We start from the raw sequence: 817 nt of genomic DNA, 5'->3' as shown, positions 1-817 counted from the left end.
CTCGCGCGCGATGACACAGGTGGCGTCCACCCGTCCCCCACGCCGATCCGAGACACTGACGCGGTGGGCATAGAGGGCCTGACGCACGTCTCGACTCCGGCGTCCGCGTCCCGGCGCCAGGGTGAAGTGCACTTCCCCCAACGGCTCGGTGGCCAGCACCCGTGCCCACAGCTTCTCGCCGTCCCCATCGGGCAGGACGCGATTGTGCTTGGCGCGAATCAGCCAGTCGGCCGGATGCTCCAGGTCACGCGCGCGAATCATCAAGGGCAACAGGTCGGCTTCCCGATCGGCCACGTAGACCAAGCGCGTGTCGGGCAATCCAGCGGCCAACTCGGCCACCCGCGCATAGCCCTCCATCCAGCGCCGACTCTCCGGCTCCCCGCCGCGTTGCCCCTCGGCGTCCTTGAACTCGCGCGCCCACATCCAGGCGTCCAACACCCCCAACGGCTCGCGCTGCGGCGTGATCGCGTAGGTCGGGTGCAGGTACATCCCGCGCTGGGCCTCATAACTCAACGGCCCCAACCCCTCGATCACCTGGCCGTTGAAATCCAGTTGCGTCGTGTCCTGTGTGCACAGCACCACCGGATGGGCCGCCATCCGCGCCTGCGTGCACACCCGATGCGGCTCCAGCAGGTCCAGCCAGTCGTACCGGTCGTTACCCAGGAACCGATACGCCGCCTGGATCTCCGCCCAGCCACGACAGGCTCCGGGAATGCTCGCCGTCGGACGCTCGCCCAAGTCATTGAGCAGCTCGATCGCTCGCCGGTTGCGACGCGCATCCCCCAGGTCAAGCGTCTCAAACTCTTCGGCGGCCCAA

General features: G+C 68.1%; 1 protein-coding gene. It reads right to left on the bottom strand.

Annotated features, from left to right (window positions below; translation table 11 throughout):
- Positions 1 to 817: IS4/Tn5 family transposase DNA-binding protein (locus HW932_RS21465; protein ID WP_176978483.1), on the bottom strand; the 817-nt coding region annotated here is incomplete at both ends.

Source organism: Allochromatium humboldtianum (assembly GCF_013385175.1).
In the GTDB taxonomy this organism is placed as follows: domain Bacteria; phylum Pseudomonadota; class Gammaproteobacteria; order Chromatiales; family Chromatiaceae; genus Thermochromatium; species Thermochromatium humboldtianum.
This window is presented reverse-complemented; position numbering and strand designations above follow the sequence as displayed.